15 protein-coding genes are annotated in these 14,901 nt (G+C 38.7%); 6 read left to right on the forward strand and 9 right to left on the reverse strand.

Going from position 1 to position 14,901, the window contains the following annotated elements; genetic code table 11:
- Positions 1 to 30: 30 nt before the first annotated feature.
- Both ADI74_RS00005 and ADI74_RS00010 read right to left on the reverse strand, forming a co-directional pair.
- Positions 31 to 444, reverse strand: a complete 414-nt coding sequence (locus ADI74_RS00005) for a hypothetical protein (RefSeq protein ID WP_049536207.1) — start codon at positions 442 to 444, stop codon at positions 31 to 33.
- A 17-nt stretch (positions 445 to 461) separates the two neighbouring features.
- Positions 462 to 929, reverse strand: coding sequence for a hypothetical protein (locus tag ADI74_RS00010; protein WP_049536208.1), 468 nt, complete (start codon positions 927 to 929; stop codon positions 462 to 464).
- A 242-nt stretch (positions 930 to 1,171) separates the two neighbouring features.
- Here ADI74_RS00010 and ADI74_RS00015 point away from each other — a divergent pair, with 242 nt between their 5' ends.
- The 5 genes from ADI74_RS00015 (at position 1,172) to ADI74_RS00035 (ending at position 6,576) form a co-directional block, all read left to right on the forward strand.
- Positions 1,172 to 1,711, forward strand: a complete 540-nt coding sequence (locus ADI74_RS00015; protein WP_049536210.1) for a helix-turn-helix domain-containing protein — start codon at positions 1,172 to 1,174, stop codon at positions 1,709 to 1,711.
- A gap of 343 nt (positions 1,712 to 2,054) precedes the next feature.
- On the forward strand, positions 2,055 to 2,828 hold the full coding sequence (locus tag ADI74_RS00020) for an ABC transporter ATP-binding protein (protein WP_049536211.1): 774 nt from the start codon (positions 2,055 to 2,057) through the stop codon (positions 2,826 to 2,828).
- On the forward strand, positions 2,818 to 4,872 hold the full coding sequence (locus ADI74_RS00025) for an FtsX-like permease family protein (protein WP_049536212.1): 2,055 nt from the start codon (positions 2,818 to 2,820) through the stop codon (positions 4,870 to 4,872). Before ADI74_RS00020 ends, ADI74_RS00025 begins: the two co-directional genes overlap by 11 nt.
- 32 nt (positions 4,873 to 4,904) lie before the next feature.
- Positions 4,905 to 5,588: a response regulator transcription factor gene (locus ADI74_RS00030; RefSeq protein WP_049536213.1), complete on the forward strand. Its 684-nt coding sequence runs from the start codon at positions 4,905 to 4,907 to the stop codon at positions 5,586 to 5,588.
- Positions 5,578 to 6,576: a sensor histidine kinase gene (locus tag ADI74_RS00035; protein WP_049536215.1), complete on the forward strand. Its 999-nt coding sequence runs from the start codon at positions 5,578 to 5,580 to the stop codon at positions 6,574 to 6,576. Before ADI74_RS00030 ends, ADI74_RS00035 begins: the two co-directional genes overlap by 11 nt.
- A gap of 81 nt (positions 6,577 to 6,657) precedes the next feature.
- Here ADI74_RS00035 and ffh read toward each other — a convergent pair whose 3' ends face one another.
- From ffh to ADI74_RS00055, 4 genes are all read right to left on the reverse strand, one after another.
- Positions 6,658 to 8,229, reverse strand: a complete 1,572-nt coding sequence (gene ffh, locus ADI74_RS00040) for a signal recognition particle protein (RefSeq protein WP_049536216.1) — start codon at positions 8,227 to 8,229, stop codon at positions 6,658 to 6,660.
- An 11-nt stretch (positions 8,230 to 8,240) separates the two neighbouring features.
- Complete coding sequence (locus ADI74_RS00045) at positions 8,241 to 8,573, reverse strand: putative DNA-binding protein (RefSeq protein WP_049536218.1); 333 nt, start codon at positions 8,571 to 8,573, stop codon at positions 8,241 to 8,243.
- Between the two features lie 142 nt (positions 8,574 to 8,715).
- Entirely contained in the window at positions 8,716 to 9,912 is a 1,197-nt protein-coding gene (gene tuf / locus ADI74_RS00050; RefSeq protein ID WP_004253262.1) for an elongation factor Tu, read from the reverse strand.
- A gap of 237 nt (positions 9,913 to 10,149) precedes the next feature.
- Entirely contained in the window at positions 10,150 to 11,259 is a 1,110-nt protein-coding gene (locus ADI74_RS00055) for an AI-2E family transporter (protein ID WP_049536220.1), read from the reverse strand.
- Positions 11,260 to 11,364: 105 nt separating this feature from the next.
- Between ADI74_RS00055 and pbp3 the strand changes: the two genes are divergently transcribed.
- Positions 11,365 to 12,606 carry a D-alanyl-D-alanine carboxypeptidase PBP3 gene (pbp3, locus tag ADI74_RS00060; RefSeq protein ID WP_049536222.1) on the forward strand — a complete coding sequence of 414 codons (1,242 nt, stop codon included), beginning with the start codon at positions 11,365 to 11,367 and terminating at the stop codon, positions 12,604 to 12,606.
- Positions 12,607 to 12,646: 40 nt separating this feature from the next.
- Here pbp3 and sdbB read toward each other — a convergent pair whose 3' ends face one another.
- From sdbB to ADI74_RS00075, 3 genes are all read right to left on the reverse strand, one after another.
- Positions 12,647 to 13,192 carry a thiol-disulfide oxidoreductase-associated lipoprotein SdbB gene (gene sdbB / locus ADI74_RS00065; protein ID WP_049536223.1) on the reverse strand — a complete coding sequence of 182 codons (546 nt, stop codon included), beginning with the start codon at positions 13,190 to 13,192 and terminating at the stop codon, positions 12,647 to 12,649.
- 12 nt (positions 13,193 to 13,204) lie between these two features.
- Entirely contained in the window at positions 13,205 to 13,912 is a 708-nt protein-coding gene (gene ccdA2 / locus ADI74_RS00070) for a thiol-disulfide oxidoreductase-associated membrane protein CcdA2 (RefSeq protein ID WP_049536225.1), read from the reverse strand.
- 127 nt (positions 13,913 to 14,039) lie between these two features.
- On the reverse strand, positions 14,040 to 14,900 hold the full coding sequence (locus ADI74_RS00075) for a methionyl aminopeptidase (RefSeq protein ID WP_049536226.1): 861 nt from the start codon (positions 14,898 to 14,900) through the stop codon (positions 14,040 to 14,042).
- Position 14,901: the final 1 nt, after the last annotated feature.

The raw sequence follows: 14,901 nt of genomic DNA on the forward strand, positions 1-14,901 counted from the left end.
CAGCTCCCATCATATACAGAAATTTTAGACCTACATAACAAGTTTTAGCCCAGAGGCTACTAGTTTGACGGCTTTATATCCTGCATTTCTACCCTCAACCCAGTCCGCTTTGACCTGCACATCTAGCAACTCAACGAATAGAGATCCACCAAACTCAATGGTTTCTTCAATTTCCTCGAAACTGCCATGAACTTCAATCTTGATGGACTTAACGTCCTCTTGATCAATTAACCCATCATTTACGGCTTTAGCGGTTCGCTCATCAATTCCCTCTAAAATATAATGGCTCAAAATGTCCGTCTGTTTACCGTCTTTGAACTTCTTACTTGGTCGAGCTTTGGAAAAATCTACTTGAATTTTCTTAGGAATATCAAATTGAGAGCTTTCAAGAGCTACTTCTTTAAGTGAAAGCGGTGATGTTAGTTTAATTTTTTTGTTTGCCATTTTTTATATTTCCTTTTCTATTTTTTCAATTTTGAGAAGAACCCTTTTGCCTGTTTTTCTTCCAAGGCTTCAAGTCGTTCTTCTAGCTTTTTTAATGTTTTTAAATCCATTTCTAATGAAATCAGTTTAAAATTCACATCTTTATTCTTTATTTTTTGATTTTCTTGAAATTTTTTTAACTCAGCCACGTCTTGTTTAAGTGCCCTTTCTTCAGCACTTTTTAGATCGCCCCATACAGCAGTTACAGCTTCAGTCATGTTTTTTGTTTCATCAATTCGCTTAGAAAGTTTGATAAACTTTTCAAATTCTTCTTCAGTAAATTGATAATGGTCTTTTACGTGCTTACGTGTGACCTTTATTTTGACTTTCTTAAACTCGTAACCTGACAAGCGTTCAATACTTATCCGCCATTTCTTAACAGCGCTGTAGGACTTGCCAGTAGCTTCCATGATGTCTTTATATTCGTAATAATTCTTATTCGGCATCTCCTTTCCTCTTTTCTGTATATATGATATAATTTAGATAGATTTATTTTATTGAGCCTTTGAAGATTTTTCTTCAAAGACTTTTTTATACAATCATAGACAGTTACCCCCAATTCTTGCCAAACATAGTATAGTTTGATATAATTAGTCTTAATAAGACTAATTATATTTTAGTCCAAATAAGACTAATTGTCAACAAAAAAATAGTCTTATTTGGAATTTTTTTGAAAGTAGGTATTTATATGTTAGATTTTCCAAACAGATTAAAAGAAAAACGAAAAAATAAAGGATATACCCAAGAACAAATGTCTAAACTCTTAGATATTGGGCAGAGCGCCTATGCCAAGTGGGAAAACGGTCGGACTGAACCCACTCTCGAAAATATAGTAAAACTATCAAAAATACTAGATACTTCCACTGATGAACTATTGGGAAGACAAGTCAATTTTGGAGACAGGATTATATTTGATATATCTAAATATGACTTAAGCAATTTGAAGAACTTTAGTGAACAAGAGATTTATGATTTAAAAGCTACAATAGTTCTTGAATTGTTAGATGAGTCCACAAATACACTAGCAGTCAAAAATAGACTAACTATCAAAAACAAACTTGACAAAGATGAAGAAAGCATTTTAGATGCTTTGCTTACTGAATCTAAAACATTTGCAGATGAGATAATAGCATTTGATAAATTCAGAAAATCACAAAAAAGTTTTAAATGGCCTTGGCAAAAAAATAACAACAATTTAACAACAAAAGACTCAAATAATATCAAATAGTACTCATTGATTGTATTATCAATCACTATTAAATCAACTATCCTAAATAGTCAATATCTGACTTTTAGTGAGTGGGAATAAAGTTAATGATTTTAAAAAGCCCTAGAAATGTTGACTTCTAGGACTTTTTTTCAATTTTGAAATTCGATGGTTTCAAGGTTGTAGGAATCCCTCCCCCCCTACTTCTCTTTTTAAATCCCTGAAAGCATGCTATAATATAGTAAGTATAGTTCAATAATCTGACTATAAAAGTCAACGACAAAGATTTCTTACATCATCCGTAAGTGTTATTCTACTCTGATTCATACTATAATGAAAGTAACAAAAGATGGAGGTGTTTCACATGGAAACCATTTTACGAGTAGAATCATTAAAAAAGCATTATGGAAAAGAGCCGAATATCACAAAAGCCTTGAACGGCATATCTTTTCAAGTTGTAAAAGGTGAGTTCTTAGGAATTATGGGAAGCAGTGGATCTGGGAAAACAACCCTTCTTAACTGTCTCGCCACTATCATCAAACCAACTGACGGTTCCATTCAAATGCAAGAAAAGGATTTAGGTCAATTAAAAGGTAGTCAGTTAGCTGATTATCGTGGTAAGGAAATTGGTTACCTCTTTCAAAATTTTGAGCTTTTGGACAATCTGACAGCCAAAGAAAATATTTTACTTCCCTTGTCTTTGCACAAGGTCGATGCCAACGAAAGCAAGGTTCGATTAGAATTGCTTTCCCAATATCTGGATATTTCTGAACTTCTGGATAAGTTCCCATCTCAATTATCGGGTGGTCAACGGCAAAGGGTAGCTGCTGCGCGCGCCTTGATTTTAGACCCTAAGATTGTATTTGCGGATGAGCCCACAGGGGCTTTGGATTCAAAAAATGCAACTATTTTAATGCAAAAATTATCCGAAATGAATCAAGTTGAAGAAACCACCATTCTCATGGTGACCCACGATTCAGTTGTAGCCAGCTTTTGCAACCGCATCTTGTTTATCCAAGACGGAAAACTATTCCATGAAATCCGACGCGATTATCCAAGAGAAAGTCAAGAAGATTTTTACCACAGAATATTAAAGGTCATGGCTGCACTGGCTGGAGGTGATGGCAATGTTTTCTAAATTAGTTTCAAGAAATAGCAAGAGAGATCGAAAAAATAATGGCTTGTACTTCAGTTCCATGGTTCTTTCTATTATCTCCTTTTACATCATCCTTTCTTTGTCCCATCAAGATGTGATGATCTTTCTAAAACAAATAGAAAGTGACGCTGTAAATAAACTCTTTAGCATGATTCCTATTCTTTACGTAGCAACGCTCTTTATTCTCTTTTTTCTAGTCTACTTCGCAAGCAGTATGCAGATGGAAAGGAGAAAACATGAATTTGGTGTCTATCTCACACTGGGAATGCGAAGAACCAAACTGTTCTTGCTAGTCCTCCTTGAGGATTTGAGAAACAGTGTCCTTGCCCTTGGAGTAGGTCTTCCAATTTCAATCTTGATTTCAGAACTAATCAGCCTAATAACCGCTAAAATTGTGGGACTAGGGATTATTGAGCATCAATTTTCTCTATCTACTACAGCTCTACTCTATACAGTCATCGGCTTCCTAGCCGTAAAATTAGCTGTTTTTGTCCTTTTAAGTGCAAAAACAGCCAATAAGGAAATCGGAAACCTGCTTGCCTATTCACCCTCTGGAATGAAGAAACTACTCCCCAAGGGTGTGTACCTTCTTGCTTCAGTCCTCGGAATTTTGCTTCTAGGAACAGCCTATTACATGGGTATGAGTGGACGAGCTTGGAAGAGTGTCATAACCATGGGCATCACTGTTCTCTTGGGGACTCTGGGAACCATCCTACTCTTCTTTGGCATGCGTTTATTTATAGACTTTTTGGTCAAGCTTGGAAAAAATCGAAAACTTCATGCCTATAATTTTAGACAGATTCAGGAATTAGTTATCCAGCGCTCAACTATACTGGCTATCTGCTCCCTCTTAATCTTTTCTGCCTTGTGCCTCTTTGGAGCAGGTGTGGCCATTGCAAGTGGCAATTCAGGCAACCAAACCCACGTTTTGGATTATACATTTAGAGATAGCAAGCAGGAAACAGATGAAAATCTTGATGTAAATACAGTAAAAAAAGAGCTTGAAGCTGCTGGACTAGCATCACAGTTTTCAAAGATTCTGCAAATCAAAGTCGGCAAACCGAAAGAACACGAGTCCGTGTCCTTCGAAGAGGTCATCAAGGAGTTGAAAAAGCAAAAAGACAGCAAGAACAAGGAAATTTTGCTCCGTAAATTTAAACAGTCTACTACTTCCCACCTCATGCCAGTTTCCGAATACAATGAACTTAGAAAGGCTGCCAATCTCCCTCCTCTAGAATTAACTAGCAAGGAAGCCTACTTGTATATGGGGAAAGATTTCCTGCCGGATGAAAGTCTTGTCAACTCTGTTCTGAAGACAAAGCCTCAAATCAAAGTCATGGGAAATGATGTAAAATTGATTGGAGAGGTACAGTCTTTACCAATCGTAACGGATCGTGAAATCACCCTCTCTGTTGCCCTCATAGTCCCAGATGAAGTCTTTGTGAACTATACAGACGGTCGCTACTCAAACTATGTCAGCGGTATCTTGGCTCCTGAGCTAATCAAGGAAAAAGGTCTGATGAAAGCTATCTCAGATACAAATGAAAAGCTGAATCAAACCTCTCTTGGCTATGAAAGCTATATACAAAATATGGGGCGCCAATTATTTTACATTATCTCTGCTAGCTATATTACTATTTATCTGGCAATCATTTTCCTTGTCGTTGCAAATACAATCATTGGCGTTCAGTTTTTGATGGGGCAGAGACAATCCTACAGACGATATCAAACCTTGATCCATCTTGGAGCTAACTACGAAACTCTTTGTAAATCTTCAGAAAAACAAATCAACTGGTATTTCGGTCTGCCAATAGCCATTGCACTTCTCAGTAGTAGCTTCGGAGTGGGCTCCCTCCTCACAGGAATAGTACCCGCTAGCGCAAGAATGGTTATGGGGCAAAAATTTATCACAGCCATGCTGATAGTACTGCTCTTAGCTGGCTTTGAAGTCATCTATATAAAAATTGTAAAGAAAAATAGCAACAAGTACTTGTTGTCCTTAATGGAACCAAAAAGAGATGAATAAGGTAGAATAAAATAGGAAAAGGAGGAACCGATATGAAGCATATTCTGGTAATTGAAGATGAAGCCTTGATTCGAGATGAAATTGTCATCTTGTTAGAGAAAGCGGGTTATCAAGTTGATAAGTTGACTGACTTCAAAGATACAACCCAGCAAGTGTTGCAATACGATACGGATCTAATCATACTGGATTTGAATTTGCCGGGAGAAACAGGTTTTCAAATTTGTAAAAATCTCAAGTCAAAACGCTCTGTGCCCATATTGGTTCTCACTTCCCGTGAACAACTAAAAGATGAGATCTACGCCCTAAAATTAGGGGCTGACGAGTACTTAACAAAACCTTTCAAGAAAGAAAGATTTTTGGCTCGTATAGAAAACATCTTGAAACGCTATGAAGGTAGACAAAATTTGCTTGAAAAAGATAATTTCCTGCTGGATAGAAATACCTATACCCTTTATATCAACGGACATTCGATTTTACTCCCCCAAAATCAAGGGAAATTGCTAGAAACCTTATTAGCGGCAACTGATTCTGTCGTCACAAAAGAAGAACTAAGCATGAAACTGTGGAATACAACTGAGTTTATAGATGAAAATGCCCTTCAAGTAAATATTGCAAGACTCAAAAAGGTGATGAAACAGGCTGGTATTGCACTTAAAGTCAAGTCCGTCAGAGGTATTGGTTACAAGTTAGAAGAGGTAGGCCCAGATGAAACATAATCTAAACTATCTGACTACTTACCTGCCCTGGTTACTTGTTCTTTTGGTATTTGATCTATTTACAGCTGTCCTGCTTTGGCTTTCAGATGTGAGAATGTTTCAAGCCCTCATCCTTCTCTATATTTTAGCCACCGTCCTGCTTTTTTTCATCCTATCATTCCTACTGATAAGAAAAAAGAGAAAAAAATCCGCTGCCTATAAAGCCTTCATATCCAATCCCAAGATCGATACGGAGCTTGAATTATTGCATTTATCAAGTGCCTCAGAGAAAGAAAGCATTGAAAAAATGGCAGATACACTTTATCAAAAGCAGGCTGAAATAGGAAAACTCAACTCATTACTAGCCGAGTATGAGGACTATGTTGAAAAATGGGCTCATGAAATCAAACTTCCTTTATCGCTTCTTTCCCTCCTTTTAGACAATCAAAGTGACCAACTACCTCGGGATACTGCTTTTAAATTGGACTATGTGAAAAATCAAATCCAAGGAAATGTGTCACAGATCCTATTCTACTACAGAGTGAAAAGTGAGAAAAATGATTTTCTATTTGAAGACCTTGACCTAGAAGATTGTATCCAGGATCTTTTGGAGAACTTTGATCCCTTGCTCAAAGAAAAAAATTTTACGATTAAGTTAGAAAACATACAAGGAATCTGCTACACCGATCAACGCAGTTTTGAATTTATCCTCTCTCAAATCCTAGCCAACGCTCTTAAATACAGCTCTGACAAGCCCGAACTCAATATTTCTATGTCAAGAGACAAGGGACGCACAAGTCTGATTATTAGGGATAATGGCTGCGGAGTTAAAGCTTGCGACCTCCCTCATATCTTTGAAAAAGGCTTTACAGGTGATTCAGGAGAGACAAGGAAAAAATCAACAGGCATGGGACTCTATCTGGTCAAACAATTAGCAGATACTTTAAAAATCGAAATCACAGTAAAATCCGAATGGATGCAAGGATTTGAAATCACTCTTTCTATTTAGTAATTTTTCGATTAAGAAAATTGCCTAATCATAGAAAGTACATATTTTATATAAAAAAGGAAAGCACTTCTGCTTCCCTTTTTATTTACGTTTTTTCTTCGCTTTTTTCATTTTGTTGGCCATACGTTTCATAGACTGTTTCATGGCAAATTCACCGATTTTACCTTTGAGTCCGCCACCAAACATCTGGCTCATATCTGGCATGCCTGCGCCTCCGAGACCTGACATATCCGGCATTCCACCTTGTCCCATCATGTCTTCGAGGGCAGACATATCCATTCCTCCCATATTTGGCATATTTTTTGGAAGGTTATTGGGATTGATTCCCATCTGCTTCATCATCTTGTTCATATCACCTGACATGACACCTTGCATGAGCTGTTTGGCCTGATTAAAGTCCTTGATGAATTTATTGACTTCGACAAAGGTATTTCCAGAACCTGCAGCGATACGACGGCGACGACTTGGATTTAACAAATCAGGATTTTCACGCTCCTCAGGAGTCATCGAAGATACGATGGCACGTTTACGCGCAATTTGGCGCTCATCCACCTTCATATTTTGAAGAGCTGGATTATTAGCCATCCCTGGAATCATCTTGAGCAAGTCTTCCATCGGCCCCATGTTTTGCACCTGATCTAATTGATCAATGAAATCATTGAAATCAAAGGTGTTTTCACGCATCTTCTCAGCCATTTCAAGGGCTTTTTGCTCATCGTATTCCTGAGAAGCTTTCTCAATAAGAGTAAGCATATCCCCCATACCAAGGATACGGCTAGACATACGGTCTGGGTGGAAGGTTTCAATATCTGTAATCTTTTCACCCGTACCAGTGAACTTGATTGGTTTTCCAGTGATGTGACGAACAGATAGAGCCGCACCACCACGAGTATCTCCATCAATCTTGGTAAGGATGACCCCAGTCACTTCCAACTGAGCATTAAACTCACGGGCGACATTGGCCGCTTCCTGACCAATCATGGCATCAATGACGAGCAGGATTTCATTTGGTTGAGCCAAAGCCTTAACATCACGAAGCTCATTCATCAAGAGCTCATCAATCTGCAAACGACCTGCCGTATCAATCAAGACGTAATCATTATGGTTGGCTTGCGCTTGTTCCAATCCTTGACGAACAATTTCAACGGCCGGAACTTCTGTTCCAAGAGCGAAAACAGGAACATCAATCTGTTGTCCAAGTGTCTTCAACTGGTCGATGGCAGCTGGGCGGTAAATATCCGCCGCAATCATCAAAGGACGTGCATTATCTTCCTTCTTGAGTTTGTTAGCCAGCTTACCAGCAAAGGTTGTTTTACCAGCCCCTTGCAAACCGACCATCATGATAATGGTAGGAATCTTAGGTGACTTGATAATTTCAGCCGTATCAGATCCTAAAACAGCTGTCAATTCCTCATCAACGATTTTGATAATCTGTTGTGCTGGATTAAGGGTATCAATGACCTCGTGTCCGACTGCACGCTCACGAACCTTCTTGATAAAGTCCTTTACAACAGGCAAAGCAACGTCGGCTTCCAGCAAAGCTAAACGGATTTCCTTGGTTGCTTCTTGGACATCAGCCTCAGAAATTTTTCCTTTTTTACGTAGATTTTTAAAGACGTTCTGCAAACGTTCTGTTAAACTTTCAAATGCCATTTTTCTTCCTCTTATTCTCTATTATCAATGCTTGTTAAAATTTCTATCTGCTCCTGCAGAAAGTTATCCTTGGGATAACGCTCCAATATATGGTCAAGAATCTGACTGCGAACAATGTAGTCTGAATACATATGTAATTTCATCTCATAGTCTTCCAGAATCTTTTCTGTCCGCTTGATATTGTCATAAACAGCTTGGCGACTAACACCGAACTCTTCAGCAATCTCCGCAAGACTGTAATCATCTGCATAGTAGAGTTCAATATAATTCATCTGCTTATCTGTCAAAAGCGCAGCATAAAATTCAAAAAGCGCATTCATGCGATTGGTTTTTTCGATTTCCATAACCTTTATTATACCAAAAAATCTATCATATCGCTATACTAGAAGGCCTTCTAAGATCATTTGAATGAAAAAAAGAACCTTGCAAAGCAAGATTCTTTTAGTGTCTGACTTAAATAATTGTTCTTCTGGGAACTAAATCGAATTAAGCTTCGATTTCTGTAACCATACCTGAACCAACAGTACGTCCACCCTCACGGATAGAGAATGTAGTACCTTGTTCTACGGCGATTGGGTGGATCAACTCAACGTCGATAGTCACGTTATCACCAGGCATTACCATTTCAGTACCTGCTGGAAGTTCGATTGAACCTGTAACGTCAGTAGTACGGAAGTAGAATTGTGGGCGGTAGTTGTTGAAGAATGGAGTGTGACGTCCACCTTCTTCTTTAGTAAGGATGTAGACTTCACCTTTGAATTTAGTGTGTGGGTTGATTGAACCTGGTTTAGCGATAACTTGTCCACGTTCGATTTCGTCACGTTGAACACCACGAAGAAGGACACCTACGTTATCTCCAGCAAGACCTTCGTCAAGTTGTTTACGGAACATTTCAACACCAGTAACAACTGCTTTTGAAGTTTCTTCTTTGATACCAACGATTTCAATTTCATCGTTGACACGAACAGTACCACGGTCGATACGTCCTGAAGCAACTGTACCACGTCCAGTGATTGAGAATACGTCCTCGACTGGAAGAAGCAATGGTTTGTCAGTGTCACGTTCTGGTTCTGGAATGTACTCGTCAACAGTGTTCATCAATTCCATGATGATGTCTTCGTATTTAGAGTCACCTTCAAGGGCTTTAAGAGCTGAACCTTGGATAACTGGAAGATCGTCACCTGGGAAGTCGTATTCTGAAAGAAGGTCACGGATTTCCATTTCAACCAATTCAAGCAATTCTTCGTCGTCAACCAAGTCGATCTTGTTCATGAAGACGATAAGGTGTTTAACACCAACCTGACGTGAAAGAAGGATGTGTTCACGAGTTTGTGGCATTGGTCCGTCAGTTGAAGCTACTACAAGGATAGCTCCGTCCATTTGAGCGGCACCAGTGATCATGTTTTTAACGTAGTCCGCGTGTCCTGGAGCGTCGATGTGAGCGTAGTGACGTTTTTCAGTTTCGTACTCAACGTGCGCAGTATTGATAGTGATACCGCGTTCGCGTTCTTCTGGAGCAGCATCGATAGACGCATAGTCTTTAGGTTGGTTAACTGCTGAAGGCAAGCGACGTGCCAATACAGTTGTGATAGCTGCAGTCAAAGTAGTTTTCCCGTGGTCAACGTGTCCGATAGTACCAATGTTAACGTGTGGTTTACTACGATCGTATTTTTCTTTTGCCATTTGAGTAAAAGCCTCCAATAAAATATATTTTATAGATAGACAGTAGGCAATACAGTCTAACTTTCCTTACTATTTTATCAAATTTCAGCTAAATTGCAAGTGTTTTACACATATTTTGTTAATTAATCTAAATCTTATGGGATCCCTTTCTTACGCTTCTTATCAAGATCCTCTTTTCTATGATATTTTAGTTTTAAAGCTTATTTATATAAGTAAAAAACCAGGTTTCCCTGATTTTTAAACTGATTCTGTTATTTCTTGTTCTTTGGCTTCCTTATGATTTTCATACAATTTCGCAAAGAACTTAGTAATTTCTTTTAAGATAGAATAGCTAGGTACTGCTACTACCATGCCAATCACACCGTAGATATTACTTGATAGTAAGAGAAGGACTAAAATGGTGATTGGATGAACTTTCATAACCCCTCCAACGATACGAGGGTAGAGAATATTGCCATCAACCTGTTGAATAATCAGCATATAGACAACTGCAATTAACATCCGTTGAGGATCGGTGAATACATTTGCAATAATCATCGGAATCAAACCAATACTTGGACCAACATATGGAATTAGATTGGCAATGCCAGAAAAAATAGCAAAGACTAAGGCGTACTTCAAGCCAATAACACTGTAACCAACATAAGCCAAACATCCAATTATGACAGCATCAATCGCAATTCCACTGATATAACGCGCTACAGTAGCGTTCAAATTTTTCAAGAGACTGGTTAAGTTCAGCTTGTCATGTTTGAGAACTGTTCGTTCCAACATCGGAAGAAATTTGTTGCCATCCAGTAGGAAATAGATCAAGAAGACAGGAGTCATAATTAGAATGAGGATCGTACTAAATAAAGCAGAAAGGACACTTCCTAAGCTATTGCTAACGCTATTAAGGATATTTTGGAGAATATCGACATAGGATAGATTTAACTGTTGAATGGTTTTTTGGATATCAATATTTTGGAAAATAGGATTCATCGATAAATCAATAACCAAATCCTGCAGTCTGCTGTAGATATTTTGGCTAGAGATAATCAAACTTGTCAGCTGGTTGATCAAAATAGGTAAGAGATAAACTACACCAACCACGATGGCTCCAATCAAGGCACAAAGAGTAACCAAAACACCAATCAAACGATTGATCTTACATCTTTTCTCCAAGAAGGTTACGATTGGATTTGTCAGATAGTAGAAAAATCCCCCCAATAAGAATGGGATCATAATCGTATTGATAACTGTGACAAAGGGAGTAATGATGGCCCCCATCTCTCTCCAAAGATAAAAAATAATGGTTAATAGTAAGATTTCGGCTGTCCAAAAAAATAATTTGTTTCTACGGAACATAACTATCCTCCTTCTATCTATTTTACCATATTTCTAAAAAAAGATACGAAGGCTTCAGCATAAAAGCAAGAATATTTTTTCCCTTTATGATAAAATAAAGCTAATATGAAAAAAATAATTATATCCTTACTAACACTTCTTACTTTTGGTACGATCTCTACTGTTTCAGCCCAAAGTTTTGATGTTGCTGCAAAGCACGCTATTGCAGTTGAAGCAACAACAGGAAAAATTCTTTATGAAAAAGATGCGAGTCAGCCTGTCGAGATAGCTTCTATCACAAAACTTGTTACTGTCTATTTGGTTTATGAGGCCTTGGAACAAGGAACCATCAGCCTATCAACCCCTGTTGATATTTTAGACTATCCATACCAGCTCACCACCAATTCAGAAGCAAGTAACGTCCCTATGGAAGCTCGAAACTATACTGTTGAACAACTATTAGAGGCTACAATGGTATCCAGTGCAAACAGTGCTGCAATTGCGCTAGCAGAAAAAATTGCCGGTTCTGAGAAAGACTTCGTTGACAAAATGAGGGCGAAACTTTTGGAATGGGGAATCCAGGATGCAACTATTGTAAACACAACTGGATTAAACAACGAGACTCTTGGAGATAACATCTATCCAGGTTCTAAGAAAGACGAAGAAAATAAACTTAGTGCTTACGATGTTGCCATCGTTGCTCGTAACCTCATCCGAGATTTTCCGCAGGTTTTAGAAATTACCAAAAAAGCATCCTCTACTTTTGCTGGGCTTGAAATCCACTCAACTAACTCTATGTTGGAGGGGATGCCAGCCTACCGAGGAGGAATTGACGGTTTAAAGACAGGAACAACTGATAAGGCAGGAGCTTCTTTCGTTGGAACCACTGTCGAAAAAGGAATGCGTATCATTACAGTTGTTTTAAATGCCGATCAACAAGATACCAACCCTTATGCGCGTTTTACCGCAACTTCTGCACTTTTAGATTATATTTCTGCAAACTTTGCCTTAAAAACCGTCGTTCAGAAAGGTGAAGCATACAATGATAGTAAAGTAACAGTTCTGGATGGTAAAGAAGATAATGTGACAGCTATCGCTAAGTCAGACATTTCCATCGTCCAACGCATCGGAAGCGGTACTACACCAGCTCTTCAATTCACACCAAAATCAACATCAGAAACTGCTCCTTTGGAAGAAGGAAAGGTTGTCGGTACTCTAACTTATGATGACCAAGATTTGATCGGACAAGGCTACCTCACTTCTGATAAACCATCTTTTGAAATGGTTTCTGCAAAGAAAGTTGAAAAAGCCTTCTTCTTAAAAGTTTGGTGGAACCAATTCATCCGCTTTATCAATGAAAAATTATAAAAAAATCGCGATTCTTCGCGATTTTTTCGTATTCTTTAATTTATTTCATCTCTTTAAAAGCTGCTTCTGCGTCAGCATTACTAATAGCACCAAATTGGATTTTTCCAATTTTTCCTTGACTATCAATCAAGTATTCTGTTGGAATACTACGAATTTGGTAGGCTTGGAAGGTAGTTGCCTTGGTATCATATAGAACTGGTATATCCTTGTAGTCTTGTTCTTGGTACCATTTTGGAAACTCTTCAACTGTTTTTTCACCTTGTAGTCCTGGTGCAACGACACTTAGTATTTCAAAGTCTCGATCTTGTTTTGCAGCTAATTCCATCAACTCGGGCATACTCTTTCGACAAGGACCACACCAAGAGGCCCAGAATTTCAAATAGACTTTTTTGCCCTTATAGTCTGATAACTTGACTTCTTTGCCATCCATAGACTGCAGGGTGAAGTCTGGTGCATCCTTTCCTACTGCGATTTGTTGTACAGCAGGCTGTTTGGGACTTTCCGTTTGTTTGGTTTCTTTTTCGCCACAGGCAATCAACAAGAATAGAGACATGAGGCTCAATCCAGCAAAAATAACTTTTTTCATCTTTTTCTCCCTTTATCCAAGAATTCCTGACAAGGCATTTAACTGCCCTAGCATTAATAACAATCCCATCAAAATAATTAAAGCACCCCCGATTTTCTTTAGTAGAATCATATGGGGTTTTAATTTACTAAAATAGGGCATGATCCAACCCGAAGCCAGGGCCAAAATAATGAAAGGAATGGCCATTCCCAATGTGTATACTAATGTTAACACTGCTCCTTGCCAAGCACCATTGCCTCCTGAAGCTGCAAGAGCCAAGACCGAACTTAAAACCGGTCCGATACAAGGAGTCCAACCAAAACTAAAGGTTATCCCAAGCAAAAAGGCTGACAGATAGTGATTCGACTTGGATTGTTTGAAGGTGACTGTCTTTTGCACTTCTAGTTTATTGAAATGTAAGATTTCCATCTGGTGAAGGCCCAAGAGGATAATGACTGCTCCCATAACATAACGAAACCAGTCAGCATAGAGCATATGCCCTAGGAATCCAGCTCCAAATCCCAAAATAAAGAAAATGAGGGAGATCCCAGCAATAAAGCACAAGGTCCGAATTAAGCCCGACCATGCAACGTCTCTTCCGAAAAATCGAAAGCTTTTCGAATTTCCCTGATCATCCAGTAAAATACCAGCATAGACTGGTAGCAAAGGGAAGATGCAGGGTGAAAAGAAAGACAGAATGCCGGCTAAAAAAACCGATACTAAAAATATAATAGATTCCAATGAATTACCTACTTTCAAAAAATTCTAATCTTATTTTACTACAAAAGAAAAAATTTGTGACAACTTTGCTACGCTTATTTATTTTGACTAAATTTGACACAAAAAAAGGAGCTAAGCCCCTTTCATTTTAATACGTTCCTTCTTCACCTTGACTAGTCAAGATAACTGGACCGTCTTTTGTAATCACAAACTGGTGTTCATATTGACAAGATAGGCCACCATCGATGGTTTTATGAGCCCAGCCAGTTTTCATATCTGTATCAATTTCCCAATCCCCAGTATTGATCATGGGTTCAATGGTCAGGACCATTCCTTCACGGAGACGGAGACCACGACCAGCGACACCATAGTTAGGGACCATTGGCTCCTCGTGCATAGTTGGACCAACTCCGTGACCAACCAAATCACGCACTACACCATAACCACGACTTTCAGCATATTCTTGAATTACAGCACCAATATCGCCAATACGGTTTCCAACGACTGCTTGCTCAATCCCTTTGTACATAGCTTCCTTAGTCACATCCATCAGGTTTTTCACTTCTTCAGACGGTGTACCGACCGCATAAGCCCAACATGAGTCAGCTAGACCGCCAGTATAACTTTGGGTGTATTTTTTCATTTGCTCAACATTATTAAAGTTGAGTTTAGACACATTGAGGTCGGATTTGGCAATCGGACCTCCGAGTACCATGTCAACCTTGAGCAAGTCGCCATCTTTCAAGATGTAATGACGTGGAAAAGCGTGAGCTACTTCGTCGTTGAGAGAGCAACAAGTTGCATAGGGGTAATCCATGACTGCACCATCCACGCCAATCTGTAAAGGAAGGAAATTTTCCTCTTTACAACGGCGACGAACATATTCTTCTACTTCCCACATATCCACGCCAGGCTTAATCAAATCACGTAAGCCGATGTGGATACTAGCTAGGAAATCACCAGCCTTGTCCATGGCTTCGATTTCACGTGCTGATTTTAAAGTTATCATT

The sequence above is a fragment of the Streptococcus pseudopneumoniae genome (assembly GCF_001074565.1).
In the GTDB taxonomy this organism is placed as follows: Bacteria; Bacillota; Bacilli; order Lactobacillales; family Streptococcaceae; genus Streptococcus; species Streptococcus pseudopneumoniae_J.

Bases quoted from the DNA above. Each gene is read 5' to 3' on its own strand.
- ADI74_RS00005 (WP_049536207.1), bottom strand. From the start codon at position 444: ATGGCAAACAAAAAAATTAAACTAACATCACCGCTTTCACTTAAAGAA.
- ADI74_RS00010 (WP_049536208.1), bottom strand. From the start codon at position 929: ATGCCGAATAAGAATTATTACGAATATAAAGACATCATGGAAGCTACT.
- ADI74_RS00015 (WP_049536210.1), top strand. From the start codon at position 1,172: ATGTTAGATTTTCCAAACAGATTAAAAGAAAAACGAAAAAATAAAGGA.
- ADI74_RS00020 (WP_049536211.1), top strand. From the start codon at position 2,055: ATGGAAACCATTTTACGAGTAGAATCATTAAAAAAGCATTATGGAAAA.
- ADI74_RS00025 (WP_049536212.1), top strand. From the start codon at position 2,818: ATGTTTTCTAAATTAGTTTCAAGAAATAGCAAGAGAGATCGAAAAAAT.
- ADI74_RS00030 (WP_049536213.1), top strand. From the start codon at position 4,905: ATGAAGCATATTCTGGTAATTGAAGATGAAGCCTTGATTCGAGATGAA.
- ADI74_RS00035 (WP_049536215.1), top strand. From the start codon at position 5,578: ATGAAACATAATCTAAACTATCTGACTACTTACCTGCCCTGGTTACTT.
- ffh (WP_049536216.1), bottom strand. From the start codon at position 8,229: ATGGCATTTGAAAGTTTAACAGAACGTTTGCAGAACGTCTTTAAAAAT.
- ADI74_RS00045 (WP_049536218.1), bottom strand. From the start codon at position 8,573: ATGGAAATCGAAAAAACCAATCGCATGAATGCGCTTTTTGAATTTTAT.
- tuf (WP_004253262.1), bottom strand. From the start codon at position 9,912: ATGGCAAAAGAAAAATACGATCGTAGTAAACCACACGTTAACATTGGT.
- ADI74_RS00055 (WP_049536220.1), bottom strand. From the start codon at position 11,259: ATGTTCCGTAGAAACAAATTATTTTTTTGGACAGCCGAAATCTTACTA.
- pbp3 (WP_049536222.1), top strand. From the start codon at position 11,365: ATGAAAAAAATAATTATATCCTTACTAACACTTCTTACTTTTGGTACG.
- sdbB (WP_049536223.1), bottom strand. From the start codon at position 13,192: ATGAAAAAAGTTATTTTTGCTGGATTGAGCCTCATGTCTCTATTCTTG.
- ADI74_RS00075 (WP_049536226.1), bottom strand. From the start codon at position 14,900: ATGATAACTTTAAAATCAGCACGTGAAATCGAAGCCATGGACAAGGCT.